Origin of the sequence: Aureibaculum flavum (assembly GCF_016406085.1) — a bacterium.
Taxonomy (GTDB): Bacteria; Bacteroidota; Bacteroidia; order Flavobacteriales; family Flavobacteriaceae; genus Aureibaculum; species Aureibaculum flavum.
This window is the reverse complement of record NZ_JAEHFJ010000011.1, coordinates 87,712-109,636: the sequence shown is the minus strand read 5'-3', so window position 1 is coordinate 109,636 and position 21,925 is coordinate 87,712. Positions and strand designations below refer to the sequence as shown.

The window sequence follows — 21,925 nt, the reverse complement described above, 5'->3', positions numbered from 1 at the left end:
TTTTAAGTTAGTATTATCTGACTGTTTTTATTTTATCATATTATTGAAATTTTAGGATTTATTAATATTATTTTGAATTAGATTGTTCCACTTAAAATTATGTAAGTAATAGTATTTTAAATACTACCCAACAAATATATTCTCACTTAAAGAATTAAGGTTATAATTAAGTATCAAATACATGTAAATTTGTATCAAACCCAGCAAATTGTGCTATTTTTTATCATTTTACATAAAAAAACATGAAGAATAAATTTCAAATCCTATTGATAACTAATACTGAATTTTATCATCAATTTTTGAATTGCTATAATTGTTTAACTTGAGAAAATGATTAGACAAAAATAATATGGGGTAACTCTTAATTATTTTCTTTTAATTTATGATTACGTTATTTAATAAAAGTGTGAAGTTTATTCACTTATGCTTTAATTAACTTTTTTCTCTAAATTAAGATCATTACTATTGTAATAAGGGATTTCTAATTTATAGGTAACATTTTTTGATTTCACCTTTATCTTAATCGCATTTTCATTTTCTGAAATAATTTTTGCTTTTAATAAGGATGCTTTATTTTTGGATGGTTGCAGTATCCACACAAAAGTAGCACTGGTATTAATATCTACACTATAGATACTTGTACTATTTGGAGTAAACATGTTATACATTGGGCTATACCAACCTTGAATATTAGGCTTTTCTTGACCTTTAACTATTTTTATTTTAAAATTGTGTTTTCCAACTGGTATAATTGCTAAATTACCATTGACATTATTTGTTCGAACTACTGATTTATTTTTTTCGACGTTACAATCAGGATGCCAGTGCCATAATGTTTCTATATGTCTAGGTCTATCCGTAATAATTCTATCTACCACTACCCAAAAATCTCCACGAACATATAATAAAGAACGTTGATGCTTTACCACCCCTTCAATACTTTTATATTTATCAAACGAATTGGTCGCAAAATCGTAAGCTTCTGTAATTTTATAGGCACTATTATCTAAACTCTCTGAAACCACAGAAGGCCCTGCAGATTGTCCGAAATGGTCTATAACAACGGTATTATGCCCCTCACTGCCAATAGCATAAGCCCTGAATTTTTTAGCAACTTCGCCCGTATAAGCAAATCTACCTGAATCTACCAATAGATCTGTGCCATAAGCTGACACAGATAGATGTAACTTGTCATTGTGCTCATGCCCTGCTCCCCAAGGTCCTACATCAAAAAATGACCAATGTGCATTTATATTATAATTACTTCGAGATATCATTTGTCCCGCCCATGGATAAAAAAAAGAACTACCACCTTCTGGAGCTATACCTTTTTCACCGTTTGTTGCAATAAATTCCCAATCTGGACGACCATAAATCTTAGCCTTTTTTAAAATTACATCACGATTATAATCTAGATCACTATCATTATTTAAAGGCCCAAAACCATCTGGTCTCATTGATTTAGCCGTATAATCTATCATTTTCTCAAGTGTTTGCGTAAACACTTTTGGTAACTTTTTACCTGCTAATTCGCAAGTAGTTTTAAATTCTTCAAAATTATTCCACGCTACATAATGATAATGTGCAGAAAGCTCATTTTGAACACCATCAAGATACACTTGACTTTTTATACTTTGAGTCATTTGCTTAATGGCATAATTTAACCATTCATCAGATTTTTTAAATTCAGGAAACTTAGCTCCTACTTCAGCTAAAGCAGACAATTCCATAGTTAACCAGTTTCCATGTTTCATATGGTAATTACGGTTGTAATCAGCATGGTCAGGTAAACTACTTAACATTAATAATTGTGTAGCAGGAGATATTTGTTTATTATTGATCAATCCATAAAAAATACGTGTCCATTCCTTACTTCTGAAGGAAACTTCAAGACCTCTCCATATTGCTCCCCATGTTTTTTTTGCTGGATAAGGCTGACTTTTAATAATAAAATCTCTTAAAAACAAATCTAAATAATTCAGATATTTAGGATTACCTGTGTTATGATAAGCCACAAACACACTGTCCAATTGTTCGTGTCTATTGGAAAGATAAGCCCATTCTTTATCCTGATTGGGGCCAGTATAATACCAATCTCTATGGCCATCTTTACCCCAAGGCACTTGCCCTTTTACATTTTGTATGGTAAAAATATTTTGTAATATGGTATCTGCATAAGCATTAGTTCTATCTGTCTTTACAGGTTGCACTCTTCTTAATTTTTGCCCTGTGCTACTCGTTTTATAATAGGCTAGTAACCGATTACAAGCTTCAACTAAACTTCCTTTTTCATAAGATGCCTTTACTTTTTCTAGACCTAAATAATCTAGATTGAATTCATTAAACAAATTTTTTACAACCTCGGGATAGTTTTCAACTAGATCTTTTGAAGTTTTAATCTGTTTCCAATCTATTTGCGAATGCGAGTTCAGCGAATAGATCAAAACAAATAAAACAATTAAAAAACTCTTGATATTTATTTTCATTGTTTAGATATTTATATAAATGCGTCAATGTTTTAAATCTGAGTTATCATATTGATTTTCATTATTTTTCAGAAATAAAACACAACCTATTGCCCGTAATATTCATGTTGTTTGCCAATAACATCACCATCCCATACTTTTTGTTGAAACCACTTCCCTGCTGGCTCTGTCCAAAACGGAGCGTCAGCCGGCAATCCTAAATGAGTTAACCCCATTGTACTCATATAAAGTGCTCCTGTTAAGGTGTACACATCTCTGGCTTCCAATTGCTCTCCAACAACTCCTGGATTTAAATATCCTTTATCATCAAAGGTTCCCGAAGGCTCCATCAATCTTTTAGTAATTGCCATAAGTGCTGCTCTGGTTGATCCTGGATCTAGTGATTTTGGTAAATTATTTCTATAGACCATATAGCCTAAATGCTGAAATGTTGCTATTCTATATACTGATGATCTCCCTATAACAGGATAGGTACCTTCCGGTGAAATAAGGTGTTCTTGTATTTCTGCATATCGTTGAGCTCTACCAATTACTTTTGGCAATAAATCTTGAAGGGCGTGATCCTTCTCTTTACAAACTTTTAAAATCTCAAGTAATAAGGGCTGAATTACAAAACTATTGTAATAATCCCAATGAAACTGAGGACCATCACCATACATTCCATCTCCCAAATACCATTCCATGTGCTTATTCACTCCATTTTCTATTTTCTCGACATCACATGAATCCGTAAGTTTCCATATTGCAGCTTCAATTACCGAAGCAAATAGCAACCAATTATTATTAAAAGGTTTATACTTTCTGTGCGTTTTTAAAGCTATTATTATATCTTCTTTTTGCTTAACTGAAAGTGGTGCCCATAATTGATCTGTAGCAATCAATAATGGATAAGCAACATAGGCATTATGCACAATACGCTCATAAGTCTCCGTTTCTTTACCAAACTGATAGTCTTTAGATTCAGGGTTTGTAATATTAACTATCGCTTTCAACGAGAGGTCTATGTACTTAGCTCTTAGCTTCCCTTCTTCTGAATCATCTACTCCCAATGACAACCACGGAGCTAAACCAGAAAGTGTACGCCCTGCTGCTTGAATATAGGTAGTTCTATAGTCACATCTGTCATTGTTTTTTTCCCAGTCTTTTAAAGGCAGCATTTCATGTAATTTCTGTTGACTTAGGGGTACTAAAATGGGGTCTGCTATTTTTTGCATAAGTTCTATACTATAAGCCCTGTCCTCTAGACCAGTTGAAGTTTTTATTTCGAAATGCGATTCCGTTTTATTTTGCCCCCAAGACACATTATAGACCAGAATTGAAATTGTAATTATAAGTTTAAAATATTTCATTGAAAATTAATTTAATTGCATCGTTTTTAATGATGCTAAATTTTTATTATTTATTTAGTTTTATGTTGTACTTTATAGTTAATGCGATCATTTTTTGATTTCCAAAGTATACATTTCTTTACCTGCCATTAAAAAAGCTCCGGTACCGTAAACCTGCCAATCATCTTCAGTAAATTTTCTAGGATCAATACCTTCAGCCTGAACACTACCTAACTTACCATTCTTATTCACTTTGGTAGTTAATGCAATCCAACCCTTTTCAACTGCAACTTTATGTTTAACATCTAATAGACCATTATTTATTCCCCAAGCAAGTGCATAAACATAAAATGCACTACCACTTGTTTCACCTTTGTCCTGATATTCAGGATCCAAAAGACTAATACGCCACATATGATCTTGACCTTGAAGCTCTATTAGTTTAGCTGCCATTTCTTTATACATCTGCTCATACTTGGGTCTACTTGGATAATCTTGTGGTAAAATATCTAAAATACGAGCTACACCTGCAATGACCCAACCATTACCTCTACCCCAAAATATTTTTTTTCCATTTTCTGAACGATCGTCAAAATACCTATCATCTCTAAACATTAATGAATCTTCTTTTGAGTACAGGTAGTCTGTGGTAATCCAGAACATTTTATCCATATAATCTAAATACTTTTTTTCACCTGTAACTTGCCACATTTTACCAAAAACAGGAGGAGCAACAAATAGAGCATCACACCATGTCCACCACTCATCGAAATAAGGGTTGTTTGCAAAACGCACATCAGCTTTGTAAGGGCGACGTGTGGCTAAATGTGCATCGAGCACCCATTTGCTGTGAGCAATCATTTCGGGTTGCTTATCCATTTCATAAAGCCATGCCCAATTTGAAATTACAGTGAGCATATCTGCATAAAAGAATTTATCATCTACTTTGTAATTGGCATGCTCACCAATATTAATCATTTCTTGTTTGTAACGATCTTCTTTAGTGATTTCATAGAAATCTTCAAGTCCTACATAAAAAGTTCCCCAATGCCAATCGATTAATCTATTGAGGTCGTAAGGATTAGCAAATTGCCAATCTATCGTTTGACGCATTATGTCCACTATTTGATTCGGAGCTAAAGGATTGGTAATTTCTGGAGACTGAATATCCATTTTAATTGAGCTATGAAATCGTTCTGCCCATGTAGTGTTTGTCCATGATGCATGACTATAAACAATATACTGCGAATTTTGCATCCATAACACTTGTAAAGGGTTGCCTTTTTTTGCTCCCCTAACAGCAAACGGACGTATATTATCTTTTTCGGACCCTTTAGTTATTTGATCAACTTTCCATGACTTTCCGTCATTCTTAGTTGTCCATTTTTCAATTTCAAAAACGGAATCACGGTTTACAGAAAGGTAAATTTCATTTGTATTTTCATGATCAATGCTCATACCTCCAGAATAATGTGGAGCCCATTCTTTTCTACCCTCTTGAGTTTTTGGAAACCAACTTCCCGCATGCACTAGCGTCTTATTAATCCAATTTTTACCAGACCATTTTGCATAACAATAGTAATGTGTTGTGTCTGTAGGAAATTTAGCATATGCAATTACAGGATTTCCTTTTTCATCTTCAGCAATATCCCAATTCCATGCCTTTGCACCTCCCTTTTTAGCATCATAAACAACATCTAATTCTTCCGTTTTTAACGGAAGGTCAATAATATCTTTTATTTTTTCTCCATTTGCTTTAAAAAAAGCACCATTTTCATAATAGGTATAATAAATGTTATTATTCTCTTCACTATCTGGGTGTCCATCAGTAAATGTAAAATGAATCTTACGATCTCCGTTAGAATAAACCTTTGTATAAGGTCGTCTAAATTTATAAATGGGATCAGGCACATAAACAAAACGTCCTTTAGACCATGTTACTCCATTGTCGTTACTTGTAGAAAAACTTGGTTTTCCATCTATACCACGCCAAAAAAGATATATTTTTCCGTTTTCAGCCTTTAATTTTATGGGATGACTATAGTCAGCTGACATACTTGCGTCTGGTGTAGGTTTTTTAGCTTCATCATTTAAATAAAGATGTTGCACATTTTTCCATTGCATTATGTCCTCAGGGTTTTCAGAACGAATTAAATAGGCTGGAGGAGCTGCAGAAGACGTACCATATCCATGTCTGTTGTAAAAAACTAGTAATCTACCATCTTCGTCAAATAAAATAGACGGATGATCATGGTCATCAACTTCTAAATTTTTCTCGACAATGTGGGTTTCAATTTCTTTGGTTTCATGGTCATATGAAGCAACGATAATATTACCATAGTTATCAATCCAACCTGAGTATGTTCTTTTGTACTTACCTTCATAATAGACAGCTCTAGGATCAGTATACCAACACCACGAGCCATTGAAAGTAAAAGACTTATATGATTCACTATTTTCGCCTGTATTTCTGTTTATTTTTGATACCACCACTTTTTGTTGACCATATGAATAGAAAATGACCAATAAAAAAGTAGTAATCGTTAAAAAAAAGTTTCTCATAGCTTTACATATTTCCAGTGAATATCATTAATCTTTTTAAATGATATAAACACGCATTAAATTAAGAGTCAAAAATAGGGTTTCATTAAAAAAAGTAACGGTAATATAGTATCAAATACATATAAATTAGCATGCAAAAAAAGAAGTATTATTATTTAAAATGATAAAAAAACTTGTTTAAACAGCCTGATAGAAATAAAAAAACAAGACTATGATAAACACCAATAATATATTTTAATAAAAAACATTCATTCATCGAAAACCTATGCTTAGCACGCCAAAATATAACTGATTGATACTATTTTCCTATTAGTTGATACACAATTATCATTAATCCAATTAATCACACATTAAGTTTGTACTTGATTATTTGAATTAAGTTTTTAGACTTTCCATTCATACTTTTATTAAATGTAGTATACCCTTAGAAAAATGAAAGCGTGTATGGAAAGTTATTTTTTTACGAATATCAAAAAAAATGTCAATTCACATTTATAACAATGAGTAAAGCGAGTAAAATGTCAAAATTTAGAATTCTTAATATTTCTCTTATAAGTATATTACTATTTATCAATTGTCAAAAAGAAGAAGGGAATGTCTCAAACTCTGAGACAATAAATACTGCAATGGCATTAACTCAGCGTCTTTTACCTAACAATTATACTTCATTTGATTTTAAAATTGACAGTTCCTCTACTAATAAAGATTATTTCGAATTAGAGAGCCAAGATGGTAAAATTATCATTACAGGAAACAACGGTATTGCATTAAGCTCTGGTTTAGACTGGTATTTAAAAACCTATTGTCAATCTGACATTTCACTAAATTCGCATCAAATTAGTTTACCTACTCCACTTCCAACTGTTGAAAAAACAAGAATAGACACCCCTTTTGATTACCGGTATTTTTTTAACTATTGTACATACGGATATACAATGCCTTGGTGGGATTGGGAACGATGGGAGCAAATGATAGATTATATGGCTCTTAAAGGTGTTAACATGCCTTTAGCAATGATAGGACAAGAAGCGGTATGGGTAGAAGTATTTAAAGAGTTGGGAATGACTGATGAACAAATCGGTTCATTCTTTGTAGGACCCGCTCATTTACCATGGGGCTGGATGGGAAACATCGATGGAATGGGTGGCCCGTTACCAGATAGCTGGATTCAAAAAAGAAAAGAATTACAGATTAAAATTCTTAACAGAATGCGATCATTAGGTATGAAACCCGTGTTACAAGCGTTTACCGGTCATGTACCAGAAGCATTAAAAGAACTGTATCCAGAAGCTAATATTTTTCAGATTGAAGATTGGGCAGGAGTTGATGGAACCTATTTTTTAGACCCTACAGATTCTCTTTTCCAGACTATAGGTACTGCATTTATAAAAAAACAAACGGAAATTTATGGCACCGATCACCTTTATGATGCTGATTGTTTCATTGAAGTAAATCCCCCATCAAAAGATCCTAAGTTTTTGGCTCAAGTTAGTCATAATGTATATGAATCTATGGCCAAAGCAGACCCTGAAGCTATTTGGGTTTTACAGGGCTGGTTTTTCTTCTTTAAAAAAGACTTTTGGACTAAAGAACGTGGCAGAGCATTTCTAAATGGCATTCCAAAAAATAAAGTTATTGTACTTGATTTATACGGTGAAAAGAATCCTACATGGGATAAAACAGATGCTTTTTATGGCCAACCTTGGATATGGAATGTGATTTGCAATGAAGATCAGAAGGTGAATATGAGTGGCGATTTAACTGCCATGCAAGATCAATTTCAACTTGCTTTTAACTCAGAAATAAAAAATAATTTAAAGGGAATTGGAGTTATACCAGAAGGTTTAGGCTATAATTCAATCATACAAGATTTTATCTTTGAAAAAACTTGGGACCAAAATAAAGTAAATATCGAAGAATGGATTAGCAACTACGCTACTAGACGATATGGGATTGAAAATAAAGATGCCCAAAACGCTTGGCAAATTTTAGGTAAAACAGTATACAATAGAACAAGAACCATGTGGTCTCCATTAATTACGACACCTAGATTAATGATTTTTGAGGAAGGCAGTAAAGAGGATGAACGACATGTTCGTAAAGATTTTAAGATTACTGAAGAAACGCCATTCGCTTGGGATTTTGATGTAACTGAATTTTCAAAAGCCGCCGATTTAATTCTTAAAGCTAGTGATGTTTTAAAAGACAAAGAATCTTACAATTTTGATGTTACCAATATCTACAGAGAACTTATTGCTGGATTAACTCATAAAATGATAAACGACCTCAGCGTTGCCTATCAAGCTAAAGAAAAAGAAAAATTTGAAGTCGCCTCAACCGCATTATTAAAAATGCTTGACGATTTAGATGCAATTACTGGAACCAATGAAAATTTTCTATTAGGAAAATGGTTAGACGATGCAAGAAACTGGGGTAATAACAAAGAGGAAAAGGATTATTTTGAATGGAACGCAAGAACCATAGTTACCATATGGCAACCATATCCTGAAGGAGGATTACGCGATTATGCAGGTAAGCAATGGAACGGGTTATTCGCTGGTTATTATAAGCCTAGATGGGAATTATTTATTTCACATTTAAGAAAATCTTTACTTCAAAATATCGATTTTAACCCAAAAACATATGATAAGGAAGTTCGAGAAATGGATTATAAATGGACAAAGAGTAACGACAAATACCCAGCTGAGATTACCGGAAATGCTGTTGAAGTTGCCAAAAGACTACAAAAAGAATATGAATCTTATTTTAAAGAATAATTTATGCGATTAAGATTATTATACACATTGCTTATACTAGGGTTTTTATTTTCTTGTGAATCCACTTCAAAATCTGCTGAAAATTATCAGTTTGAATCTAAAGATTTGGCTTTAATTCCTACTCCAAAGGAAATGAATCTTACTAAAGGTTTTCTACCGCTCTCTTCGATTAATGGAATTGAAGTACAATCTCCAGATTTAGTTCCTCTGGGTGCATTAGTTTCTAATTCTTTGAAAACCATTTCTAACATAAACCTTAAAGTTAAACAAGGAGAAAGTAGTGAAAATGCTATTTATATTGCATTGGATGAAGAGTTAAAAGAAAATAGCTATCACATTTCAATTACCAATCGCGTTGAAATAATTGCTAAAGATTATACAACGGCAGCTAGGGCAGCAGCTAGCTTGATTCAAATAATTCAAGAAAAAAACAAAAATTTATTTGTTTTTCCTAAACTCGATATTAAAGATCATACTGATTACAATTACCGATCTGTAATGCTCGATTTGGCCAGATTTTGGCAACCTGTTGAAACCATTAAAGAAACTATAGATTTATTATGGTTTTATAAGATTAACTACTTAAGTCTCCATCTAAGTGATAACAGACGTTTTACCTTTCCCTTAGAAAAATATCCAAAATTAAAAAGTAAGGATAAAAATGGAAAAAGAACCTACTACACTCGAGACGAATTAAATGACCTAGTAAGTTATGCAAAAGATCGTGGGGTTATTATTATTCCAGAAGTAGATTTACCGGGTCATTCTAGTGCTTTATGGAATACTTATCCCGAAGTTTTTGGGCACCTCAACCCTGAAACTCAAAAAGCCGATCCACTTTATGTAGTTAATATTGCAAGTGAAAAAACGTATGATGCTATAAATGAAATCATCAAATCATTAGCTGAAGTTTTTTACACGAGTCCCTATTTACATATTGGCGGTGATGAAGTTTATCTTGAGCAAATAAAAAAAGTTCCATCTTACCAAGAGTATACTAAAAAACATGGATTGACAGAAGCAAGCAAAGGTAATGTAAATGAACTTTTTTGCCATTTTATAAACAGATTAAATACCATGGTAAAAGAAACTGGCAAAAAAACAATCGTTTGGGAAGGTTTTCATGATACTGGTGCTGGCAACGTGACTATTGATAAAGACATTTCGGTTATTGTATGGAACACTACTTACAACAACCCAAAAAACTTATTAGATAATGGATACCAAATTATAAATTCAACATGGATTCCTTGGTACATGGTAGGAGCCATGAATTTTGCTCCATCTCAAGAAAGAGCCTATCAATGGGACGTAAATACATGGAGTCATTGGAAAGATAATATCAAAGATATCTCGCTTGAGAAAAGCCCAGCCATATTAGGAGGGCAAATATCATTTTGGGAGCAAAATTATCAGGATGTCCTTCCTGTATTGCAAGAGCGTGTACCTGTATTATCTGAGCGACTTTGGAGCAATACAAACAGTACAACCTATGAGCAGTTTAAATCAAATTTCACTAAGGCAAATTCTTTGTACACTATGCTATTTAGGCCTATATCTATTGAACCTAAAGGATTGCTGAACGATAATGATTTTACTTTCACTAATGCTATAACTTTAAAGTTAAATGCTTCTAAAAAAGGCACTTTACGATGGGTATATGCAGATGATTGGGGTATTCCTGATATGAGTGTTGCTAAAGCTTACAGTTCGCCAATTGAAATTCAAAAAAGCGGGGTAATTACTGCACAATTATTTGATGAGTCTGGCAAAAAAATTGGATATCCCGAACAACAATATTTTCAAAAAATTACTCCTTTTTACAATTATAAAGTATTTAGACCGAGCAATACTAAGGGGTGGGGTGAAATGCCTGATTTTTCAAAATTAACGGAAATAAGAAAAGGTGTAACTGGAAAAATGACGCATGAACGCTTAGAAAAAATAAATGGTCGTCTTTTTGCTAAGGTAAAAGAACTAGGCCATATAGACACCCGCTTTGAAGGCTTGTACAATTCTTATGCAGTACAATTAACTGGTACCTTAACCATTCCAAAAGAAGACACATACACCTTCAATTTATTAACAGATGATGGATTAGGCAGTCTATATATCGATGGAAAACTAATTGGTGCAGGCAAAGAATTTGGAAAAAAATTAGAATCGTTTGAACTTAACCTTGACGTTGGAATCCACGAGTTTCGCATCGATTATTTCTATAAAGAAATTCAGAACCAATTGAACATCACTTATAAAAACAGTGTTATGAATGAGGCGATACCATTTGAGCAATTGGTGAATCCATTAAAAAATTAAAACTATGAGTGTAAACACAATTATCAAAGCATTTTGTTTAAACGTAACACTTCTCACTTGTCTCTCTTCCTGTGAAGACAAAAAGAGTGCTTATGAAGAAGTAAAAGGTAGTAAACCTAACATTATCTATATTATGGCTGATGACTTAGGTTATGGTGATTTAGGTTGTTATGGCCAAGATTCTATTGAAACCCCTAATATTGATAAGTTGGCCTCCGAAGGATTACTTTTCACTCAACATTACGCGGGCTCTACGGTTTGTGCTCCCTCAAGAAATAGTCTTATGACTGGCCAGCATATGGGCAATACCACCATCAAGTCAATGGAAAAACCAATTAAAAAAGAAGATATTACTGTTGCTGAAGTCCTTAAATCAGCAGGATACAAAACTGCCATTATTGGAAAATGGGGATTAGGAAATGTTGGTACTACTGGCTATGCTAATGATCAAGGTTTTGACTATTCTTTTGGGTATTACGACCAAATTAGGGCACATAATTATTACCCTGATTATTTAATGGAGAATGGTGAGAAAATTCCTCTAAAAAATGAAGTTATTTACATTAAAGATTCTACTCATTATGCCGTAGGCATTGGTAACGCTGCCACAAAAAAAGTAGAATATTCGAATGACATATTTACAGAAAAAGCTCTTACATATTTAAATAAGCAAAACACTGATCCGTTTTTCCTTTACTTACCCTACACAATTCCGCATGGAGATAACGAAAGTTGGTTAATAAAACAACACGGTATGGAAGTGCCTGATTTGGGAATATATGCTAACAAAAACTGGACAGAACCTAAGAAAGCCGGTGCCGCAATGATTACACGATTGGATTCTTATGTAGGACAAATTATGGCCAAACTAAAGGAAAAAGGTCTAGATGAGAATACATTAGTCATCTTTACTTCTGACAATGGACCTCATGAAGAAGGCGGATGGAGATTGTCTTTTTTTGATAGTAATGGTGATTTAAAAGGCATGAAAAGAGATTTATATGAAGGTGGTATTCGCATTCCGTTTATCGCCAGATGGCCAAATAAAATTAAACAGAATACAACTACCAATACCGTTGCCACATTTTGGGATTTTATGGCTACTGCTAGTGAATTATCTGGCGAACCACTGCCTTCTTCAAGTGATGGCATTTCGTATTTACCAACATTAATGGCCGATGACAAAGATCAAAAGCAACACGACTATTTATATTGGGAATTTGACACAAATCTAATACGTAGAGCTGCCAGAAAAGGCCCTTATAAACTAGTAACAATCAAAGATAAAAAGACTGATGCTACCACTGTAGAGCTATTCAATATTGAAAAAGACATGGCTGAAGATCATAATATTGCCAAGGATCATCCCACCGAAGTTAAAGAGTTACAAACAATTATAAATAAATATAAAAAATCTTAAGCATTCTTTGCCAGAATTATTATGAGAAAAAGAAACCATCTTCAAAAAATCACCTATACTTTTATCCTTTGGATCTCTTTAATTGGAATTTCAAATGCCCAATTAAAAATTGATGCTACTTGTGGTCAAAAAAACGGATGGATGCCTAACGGGTGGGGTAGTTATACCATTGCCTTGCAAAACACCTCTAACAAAGACACATTGCATCTTTCAGGTTGGGAAATGCACTGGGCAAATCAAAAGGAAGGTAAATTTAGAGATTTAAATAAATCACTTGCTCCCGGAGAAAAATGGCAATTCAATGAAATAAGTCATTTATCACAAAAAGTGGTTGATGAATTCGGAAAGAAGTCTCCGTTTAAAAAAGGAAAATTCCTAGTAAACATTAATGGAAAGAAAAAAGAGTTTAGTTTTAAATTGACGATTCCAGCTGCCTATCTTCCTGAGGAATCTAAACTTATAAAAAGTGGAGATGTAGCCCTATCATTAATGAAATCGAGATATACGGATTTTAAAACCATTGACCGTGCAATGATCTGGCTAAATCAATCTTATGTTGCCATGGAGGAATTGGTCGGTGGAAAACCTTATAACGGACAAACAATTGTATTTAAGGAAAGTCCCGAAAATCCTTATTTCGCTTATGCTGGTCAAGAAATTATTCTCAACACCAAATTTGTTAAAAAAGCTATAGAAGAATTTGACGATGGAATTTTCCCATTTGGTTGGATTCACGAAATGGGACACGATTTTGATGATGGTATTGGACAATGGTATAACCTCAACGGTCCATTTACTGAGTTCCAGGCCAATTTCAAATTATCTTACATTATAGAAACAATGGCAGAGCAATCATTCCGAATTCCTCAAACAATTAATGTAACCGATTTCCCTATCCAAAAAAGAGGTAAAAAATTAGAAGGAAAGGAATTTACAGAAAAATCATTTTTATTCTTTGGAGATGCATATTTATCTGACCCATCTAGAACATGGGAATCGATGGCCTCAGACGAAATTCACTCGCTATTTCAACGTATCCAAATCATGTATGGTTGGCAAGTTTTTAAGGAATTTTATCGTAGTTATCGAGACTTAACAGATGCTGAATTTGAACCTCCTAAAAACACAGAAGACAAAATAAACCTAATGGTAGCCCTATTAAATAAACATACTAAGGTCGATTTAACACCATTATTTTCACGTTGGAAATTCCCTGTATCTAAGGAAAAAATTGAAAAGCTTGAAAAAGATTATAAACTAAACCTAGAAAAAACAAATTAACATGAATAAAATTGGACGTATACTTTTTATCGCTGTACTTTGCGTCAGTTGTGCTAAACAAGTAGATAAAAATACTGAGATGCATACAACTACATCGTCAAACGAAATAAAAAAAGAAGACTTAAAAGACTTATATTCAGAAGTAAAAACAAAATTTGAAGCATTAAGTCCGCGTGTTATACAACCTGCCGAAGGCTATTTAGAATATCCTTATCTAATTCCTGCAGGATTTTACAAGCAAATGTGGGATTGGGATGGTTTCTTTATGGGTAATTATTTTGTGAGTAAAGGAAAACCTGAATATTTAAAATATTGGGCAGAAAACCTCATCTTAGGCATTGATGACGAAGGGTATGTTTCTGGTTGTGCTACAACAAAAGGACCTCGTCCTATTTTTGGTAAATTTGCGATGAAACCCTTTCTATCACAAGGTGTATATTTAGCCTCTAAAAAATTAGAAGATTTTGAATGGATTAGATCTAGTTACGATAAAATTAAACATGTGCTAAGCTATCGAGAAAAAACACAACAGGACAGTATTACGGGATTATTCTTTTGGGATGTAGCTATGCAAAGTGGTGCTGATAATAATGCAGGGCTAAATTATTTTATGGAAGACACACGTTCTTATTTAGCCCCTGACGCAAGTGCTTGGCAATATAAAGAATACATTGCTCAGGCTGAAATTGCTAAAAAACTAGGAAAAGAAGATGATGCAAAACTCTACACCGAAAAAGCCAATAAATTAAAAGAAGCTATTAATACGTATTTATGGTCTGATGAAGATAGTATTTATTATACTGTTGATAGAGAAACTAGGGATTTTTACAAGCGTATAAGTTTCTCTTCCTTTATACCTTTGGCAGCGGGATTAGCTTCTGAAGAAAATGGCAAAAAAACAATTGAACGTTATTTAATTAACCCTGACCACATGAAAGCTAAATATGGATACAGAACATTATCTGCAATGGATCCTGATTATAATAATAAAAACATTATAGTACCTTTTTCAAATTGGCAAGGTCCTGTATGGCCAATTGCTAATTATATTTATTCTATCGGATTAAAAAAATATGGTTATGATGCTGAATTAGCCTGGTTAGGAAAAACTATGGGCAATTTACTGATAGGTGATATTGACAAATTTGATACCATGCATGAAAATTATCATGCAGATACGGGAGTTCCTTTAGCACCTAGCGATGACCATGTTGACGAGAATGGAAAAATTGTTGGTTTTATAAGCTGGAATCTCTGTGTTGAAAATATATTAAACGGAGTTGTAAATGACGATTGGATGTTATTAGATATAAATTAAAAAAATATGCGTTATACTATTTTCTTTTTATGGGTTCTTTTATTTTCCACATTGGTAACTGCCCAAGAACAAAACCATTGGACTGTTATTAATTCTAATGAAATTTCTCTTGACTTATCTAAAGCGTATAACATTCCATATTCTGACAATATAGAAATGGCTGGTAAACGAGTTGCAGGAATTGTTAACTATACTATTGACAAAGACAAACAACTCAAAATTGATCGAGAAATATTCTTTCCTCAATTGCGAACGTATATAAAAACAGATGATCCTGAATGGAAACATTATCGTGCCTATTTAAAAGAAAACTATTCTGATGCTATACTTCCGAACCTAACTGTAAACGAGAAAACATATGCTCCAGGAAAAGTTAAACGTGTAAACATCAATGGCACCCTTTCATTTACACACGAACCCGCTGAAGGTATTGCTTTAACCCGTACTTTCTTCCCGTCTATGTCTCAACGACTATTTGTTGAACAATGGACACTTAAAAACATTACAAACACACCGATAAAACTCTTTGGAAATTCAACTTTTATTGATAAAAAAATTAAAGGTGTTAAAGGAGATTACGCAACTTATGTTGAAACAAATCTAAAAGATAAATTTACCATAGAGGCTGGAGAAACCTATACCTTTTCTATAGGAATTTCAGCAACTATTAATGAGGAAAACCCCATAAAGATTAAAAAAGACGAATTTTATAAAGAACGATTGACTTTTTTAGATCAAATGAGAACTAGTCTTAAATTGGTAACACCTAATAAAACGCTCAATACTTTATTTGAATTTTCTAAAATCAGAGGCTCCGAAAGTATTTTTGAATCAAAACTAGGACTAATACACTCGCCTGGTGGTGGACGCTATTATGTAGGTTTTTGGGCCAATGATCAAGCTGAATACATCAATCCATTTTTCCCTTATTTAGGTTACAAAACAGGTAACGACGCTGCTATGAACATGTTTGATGTTTATACAGATGCAATTCCTGAAGATTTTAAAAACATTCGATACTCTTTCGAAATGGAAGGAGATGCCCCTATTAACCCATTAGATCGCGGAGATGCTGCGATGATTGCTTATGGCGGAGCTCAATTTGCTTTAGCTACGGGCGATAAAAAGAAAGCAGAATCTCTTTGGAAACTAATTACTTGGTGTTTAGAATACAATCATCGTCAACTAAATTCAGAAGGTGTAGTAACATCAGAATCTGATGAGATGGAAGGTAGAATAAGCACAGGTAATGCTAATCTTTCAACTTCTAGTTTATACTATGGAGCTTTAAATTTAGCCTATGACCTTGGAAAATCACTAGGCAAACCAACTCGAGAATTTAGCAACTATAGAAAGCAAGCCAGGAATCTTAAAAAAGCCATTGAAAGCTATTTTGGGACTACAATTGACGGACTGAACACCTACAAATATTATAAAGAACATCAATTCCTAAGACATTGGATTTGCTTGCCATTAGTAGTCGGTATAAATACAAGAAAAGAGGATACTACCGAAGCACTTTTTGAAAAATTATGGTCTGAAAATGGTTTACATGTAGAAAACAATGACGAAAATGCTGCTATTTCTAAAATATTTTGGGATCGTGGAACATTATACGCCCTACGTGGTACGTTTTTAGCTGGAGCCACAGAACGTTCCTATACAAAATTGTCAGAGTTTTCAGAAACAAGATTATTAGGTGATCGTGTACCATATGTAGTTGAAGCATTTCCCGAGGGAAATATGGCTCATTTATCAGCGGAAAGCGGACTGTATTGTCGTGTATTTACGGAAGGTATGTTTGGTATAATTCCAACGGGTCTTAAATCTTTCAAACTTACTCCCAGATTACCAAAAGAATGGAATGAAATGGCCTTAAAACACATAAAAGCATTTGGTGAAGATTTTTCTATAGAAATTAAACGTTCAGGTAAAAAAATAGTCGTTAAAATTCTCAATAAAAACCAATCGATTATATTGAATAAGAAGATAAATGAAGATGAAACTATAATGGTTAAGTTTTAAAAAAATACAAATTCTCAAACTAATGACTTAGACGAAATACAAAATAAAAAGGTTAACAAAGTAAAATTTAATTATATATTATTTTACCCCGTTTAAACTATATTTGAGGCTTGAAAATAACTTTTACTACTTTTCAAAACGAAAGATTATGGATATGATTCACAATAGAAATCAATTTAGTTTAAACAATTTCTTCCTTTACCCAAAACAAATCAGTCTCAAATTACTGATTCTCATTTTATATATTACCCCAGCTCTTACTTTTTCGCAGCAAATAGATTATAAAATAAACATGCTGGCTAATGAAAATGACATTACTCAAAATGTTGTTTCATCTATTGTTACAGACAATCAAGGGTTTTTATGGTTTGGTAAAATGGATGGACTGTATAAATATGATGGTTATGGTTATGAAACCTTTAACACGGCGTTTCAAGATCAAACGGGCTTAAGTAACCCTTGGGTAACGGATATTAAAATATTTAACGATTCCTTACTAGTGGGTACTAAAAATGGACTAAATTTTTTTAATCCTGCAACTCAAAACTTTTCTTACCTCTTCCCATCTGACTATAATCCTAACTACAGTAATACAATTACTTCTGTTGCTCCAAGGTCTAACGGAACCATTATTGTTGGAACTGAAAATAACCTTTTAGTTATATCTACTGAAAAAAACAGTCCTATAAAAGTCAATAAAATAACCTTTGAGGGATTTCCTTTGGTGCATGATATCGAAACACAACAATTACTTCCTGTACCCAGTGGCTTAATTGTTAGAACTTCTGTGGGCGTTTTTTTCCTTGCAGAAGAACAAATTCAGGCCAATCGGATCCAATTCACTACAATTGATGAGCAACTTCATATTGAACCTAATGCATTATATTTAACAAAGGCGAAGCAACTATTAATTGCAACCGAAAATGAGAGTTATTATGTTAACCTCAGCCAATACCCGCTTTCCTCTCATCTAACACATTATATCTCACCAATTTCGCAATTGTATGAAAATTGGCCACCTGTTCGAAAAGCAACTATCTTTTTAGAAGATAATAATGAAAACCTCCTTATAGGCTCAGATGGAAGCGGACTTTATGTTTATGAGAAAACAATAAAAAAATGGCGTAATTACAAACATGAAATGAATTATGCTCATGCCTTAAAAAATGATTTCATACGCTCACTTCATGTTGACAAATCGGGCATGATTTTAATTGGAACTGATGCTGGTTTGAATACAATGAATAGCCAGAAAAATAAATTTGATCTTATTAACATCATAAAAACCGATGAAGGCACTTCTGAGATATTAAATGTACATTCAATTTTAGAAGATGAACAACAAAATTTATGGATAGGTACTAGAGGTAAAGGATTGTTTATCTTGAGCCAAGATGGTAATAAACAAGTAAATATTACAAACACAAAAGACTACCCTTTAGACCATGTAAAATCAATCATTTTAGATCGTAAAAAGAAAATTTGGATTGGTACTCAGAATGGGATTTTCATTATTAAAAATGATGAAACCGATTTATCTCATATAACAAAAAAACTAACCCATCAAAAAGCAAATCTGTTAGCAGGTGAATATATTTACGATATTGCGGAAGATAGTAATGGTAATAAATGGATCAGTACAGCGAATGGACTTTACTTATATTCAGATAATGAAAAATTACACAAAATATCTTCTCAAGGAATTTTTGATAATAATCTTATTTACACAATTTATATTGATAAAAGCAATCGTATTTGGTTTGGAACTCTAAATGGGCTCATCTTTTATATAAACCCGAAAGATTATAAAACGAAAGATTTTTTACTAGAAAAAGACCTTATTAATCTCAAATTTAATACCATCAATTTAATTGCCACTGCTCAAAAATTCTATCAGAATTATGAAACATACTCTTTTGTAGAAACTGAACAAGGTATAGTCGTTGGAACTAATTACGGACTTTTTAAAATAAATGTAACCACACATCAAATCACGCCTTATTTTAGCTCTGAAAAATCAACTAACAAATACACGTTACAGTCTAACTATGTATACGGATTGCTATATAACGAGGTGAATGATGTACTTTGGGCTAGTTCTAATAAGGGATTAATTTCATACAACATTAATAGAGATGATGAGAAACAGTATACCCTAAAAGATGGCTTACAATCGTTAGAATTTAACGGAAATAGCGTATACAAAAACATGAAAGGGGAATTGTTTTTTGGAGGAGCTAATGGTGTAAACATTTTGCGAAGTATTAATACATTGCAAAAAAGTAAATATGAGCCAAACCTTGTGTTAACAAAACTTATCATTAATGGTGAAGTAATAAATGCCAAAAATCATCCTGAATTATTACCTAATACTATTTCGTATACACAAAAAGTTACACTCGATGCATCAAAAAACACAATTGGTTTAGAATTTGCATCGCTACACTTACCTTATGCTTCAAATAATAGTTATAAATGTAAATTAACGGGCATAGATGACACGTGGATTGAGCTTGGTCATAAAAGATCTATCAATTATGCAAATCTTCCAAAAGGTGCTTATTCATTTCAATTAATGGGCACTAATAATGATGGTGTGTGGAATGAGAAGTACTTAGCATTTGAAATTGAAGTGCTCCCTGTGTGGTATAAAAAATGGTGGATGATTGCAATTTGGTATCTGAGTGCGGCACTTATTGTCGCCTCCTTTATTTGGATTATTTTAAAAAATAGAGACAATGTAAATAATCTTAAAATTAAGGAAATTGAAAGTACCCAAATTCAAGAAATTTACGAATCTAAACTTGTCTTTTTTACCAATTTATCTCATGAATTCAGAACGCCTCTTTCACTTATTTTAGACCCCTTTAATAGTCTAATGCGTCAAAAGGACTATTATAAAAAAAACAAAGTATTATTTGATATTATAAAGAACAATGTAGATCGTTTACGACGACTTATTGATCAAATAATGGATTTTAGAAAATTTGAATATGGCAAATTGAGTGTTCGTATATCTAACGAAGATATTACCAAAACCATTTCCACTATCAGTTCTTCGTTTATTCATCATTCAAAAATTAAGAATGTAAAATATAAAATAAAACTTCCTGACCATTCCATATTTATGTTTTACGACCCAGATAGCATTGAAAAGATTGTATACAATCTACTCTCTAATGGGTTTAAGGCAGTCCATAGCGGTGGAAATGTTTCCATTTCAATAAAAGAATTAAAGTCAAACTCAAAACCGTTTAATCTATTAAATTATAAACAAATTACCGGTGAAAAATCAAAGAAAAATTTCACTAATCATGTTTGTATTCAAGTGAAAGATGATGGAATTGGAATATCTGACAACAATTTAGAGAAAGTGTTTACTCGATTTTACCAAGACGATGGAATCGATTCAGGTACCGGTATTGGATTGTATATGGTAAAACAATTTACCGAAATGCATTTTGGTTCTATTTTCATTAAAAGTAGAAAAAATAAGGGCACAAGTTTTAAAATAATTCTACCCAAAAATGATGACTTATACCAATCAAAAGTTTCTGAAACCAATATTGATTTAAAACCCAATAATCAAATTACTGAAGAAGTTCTTTTACAATTACCAGAACAAGAAATTGCTGCAATTCAAGTAAAACCTTATACCATTGCTGTAGTAGAAGATAATGACGAGCTGAGAATGTACCTTAAAAGTGTGTTGGAAGTAGACTACAATGTATATACTGCAAATAATGGTTTGGAAGGGTTGGATTTAATTAAAGAAGAAATTCCAGATATAGTAATTAGCGACGTCGTTATGCCTGAAATTGATGGTTTAGAGATGTGTAAAAAAATAAAAGAAAACTTTGAAACCAGTCATATCCCTGTTATTCTTTTAACTGCAAAATCATTTGACAATCAGATTATTGAAGGAATAAATTCTGGAGCCGATCATTATATTACAAAACCCTTTAATCATGAGATTTTACTTGCTAAATTAAAAAGTCTTATGAAAAACCGAGAAAAACTGCGGTTAACTTTTCAAAATGCAAAAATTTTAGAACCTTCAAAAATCACGGTTACTTCTATTGACGAAAAACTAATCATTAAGCTTAAAGAATTGATTGAAAAAAACATTCAAAATCAACAACTTACGTTAGAAATGCTAGCCACTGAAGTTGGTGTAAGTAGAGCTCAGCTTTTTAGAAAAGTTAAAGCTTTAACCGGCCTAACACCTAACAATTTCATAAAAGCAATTCGATTAAAATATGCTGCTCAACTCTTGGATAATGACAAGTTTCAAATAACCGAAGTTGCCTTTCTTTCAGGATTTAGTGAAGCTAGTTATTTCTCTAGATGTTTTAAAGAAAACTTTGGATGCAGTCCAAAAGAATATAAAAAGTCAGACGAACCTACATAAT

10 protein-coding genes are annotated in these 21,925 nt (G+C 32.7%); 7 read left to right on the top strand and 3 right to left on the bottom strand.

Going from position 1 to position 21,925, the window contains the following annotated elements; translation table 11 throughout:
* Window positions 1–428: 428 nt before the first annotated feature.
* From JBL43_RS17535 to JBL43_RS17525, 3 genes are all read right to left on the bottom strand, one after another.
* Window positions 429–2,486 (bottom strand): alginate lyase family protein, encoded by a 2,058-nt coding sequence (locus JBL43_RS17535; protein WP_198842695.1) that lies wholly within the window; start codon window positions 2,484–2,486, stop codon window positions 429–431.
* 86 nt (window positions 2,487–2,572) lie between these two features.
* The gene (locus JBL43_RS17530) at window positions 2,573–3,835 is read right to left on the bottom strand and encodes a DUF2264 domain-containing protein (RefSeq protein WP_198842694.1); all 1,263 of its coding nucleotides are present in this window, start codon (window positions 3,833–3,835) and stop codon (window positions 2,573–2,575) included.
* 87 nt (window positions 3,836–3,922) lie between these two features.
* Window positions 3,923–6,376 carry a glycoside hydrolase family 88 protein gene (locus JBL43_RS17525; protein WP_198842693.1) on the bottom strand — a complete coding sequence of 818 codons (2,454 nt, stop codon included), beginning with the start codon at window positions 6,374–6,376 and terminating at the stop codon, window positions 3,923–3,925.
* Window positions 6,377–6,894: 518 nt separating this feature from the next.
* Between JBL43_RS17525 and JBL43_RS17520 the strand changes: the two genes are divergently transcribed.
* From JBL43_RS17520 to JBL43_RS17490, 7 genes are all read left to right on the top strand, one after another.
* A complete protein-coding gene (locus JBL43_RS17520) occupies window positions 6,895–9,153 on the top strand; it encodes an alpha-N-acetylglucosaminidase (protein ID WP_198842692.1) in 2,259 nt (752 codons plus the stop codon).
* A gap of 3 nt (window positions 9,154–9,156) precedes the next feature.
* On the top strand, window positions 9,157–11,469 hold the full coding sequence (locus JBL43_RS17515; RefSeq protein WP_198842691.1) for a family 20 glycosylhydrolase: 2,313 nt from the start codon (window positions 9,157–9,159) through the stop codon (window positions 11,467–11,469).
* Window positions 11,470–11,473: 4 nt separating this feature from the next.
* Window positions 11,474–12,889, top strand: a complete 1,416-nt coding sequence (locus JBL43_RS17510) for an arylsulfatase (protein WP_198842690.1) — start codon at window positions 11,474–11,476, stop codon at window positions 12,887–12,889.
* A gap of 21 nt (window positions 12,890–12,910) precedes the next feature.
* A complete protein-coding gene (locus JBL43_RS17505; protein ID WP_198842689.1) occupies window positions 12,911–14,170 on the top strand; it encodes a M60 family metallopeptidase in 1,260 nt (419 codons plus the stop codon).
* Between the two features lies 1 nt (window position 14,171).
* A complete protein-coding gene (locus JBL43_RS17500) occupies window positions 14,172–15,488 on the top strand; it encodes an MGH1-like glycoside hydrolase domain-containing protein (protein WP_198842688.1) in 1,317 nt (438 codons plus the stop codon).
* Between the two features lie 6 nt (window positions 15,489–15,494).
* Window positions 15,495–17,513 (top strand): six-hairpin glycosidase-like protein, encoded by a 2,019-nt coding sequence (locus JBL43_RS17495; protein WP_198842687.1) that lies wholly within the window; start codon window positions 15,495–15,497, stop codon window positions 17,511–17,513.
* Between the two features lie 148 nt (window positions 17,514–17,661).
* On the top strand, window positions 17,662–21,924 hold the full coding sequence (locus JBL43_RS17490) for a hybrid sensor histidine kinase/response regulator transcription factor (RefSeq protein ID WP_198842686.1): 4,263 nt from the start codon (window positions 17,662–17,664) through the stop codon (window positions 21,922–21,924).
* The last annotated feature ends 1 nt before the right edge of the window (window position 21,925 follow it).